Source organism: Pseudoalteromonas sp. S1609, assembly GCF_005887255.1.
Taxonomy (GTDB): Bacteria; Pseudomonadota; Gammaproteobacteria; order Enterobacterales; family Alteromonadaceae; genus Pseudoalteromonas.
On the sequence record NZ_PNDJ01000248.1, the window covers coordinates 1 to 349 of the forward strand.

The following is a 349-nucleotide window of genomic DNA, read 5'->3' on the forward strand; positions in this document are numbered from 1 at the left end:
CGACTTTCAACTCATCAGGCCCTAGTTATAAATAAAAGATGCTCTAGCAGCTCTGGCACGGCTCGATCCAAATAACTTATACCTGTTTGCGCTAAGCGACTTTTCAATCCTTGATATCCTATGCTACGAATGGCAATGTGAGCTACACCTGCTCGTCCTTGGGTTTAGCTGTTTAATGCTGATATGTAACCCTGTTGCGCTTTATTACCAGCGGCATTAACCAGATGAATCAAAGCAACGTTATCGCTGCCGTATAGCCACGCGCCCGCGAAAGGAAAAGGCGGACCATACCCGTCACTTAGCCCCACTGCCGTAATCAAGAACAGTCGCAGCGACTGGTCATACGATC

Annotated in this window: 1 pseudogene; it reads right to left on the minus strand. The window is 47.9% G+C overall.

Features of this window, described 5'->3' with window-relative positions:
* Positions 1-164: 164 nt before the first annotated feature.
* A pseudogene (locus tag CWB76_RS20180) lies at positions 165-349 on the minus strand (hypothetical protein); the annotation flags it as partial.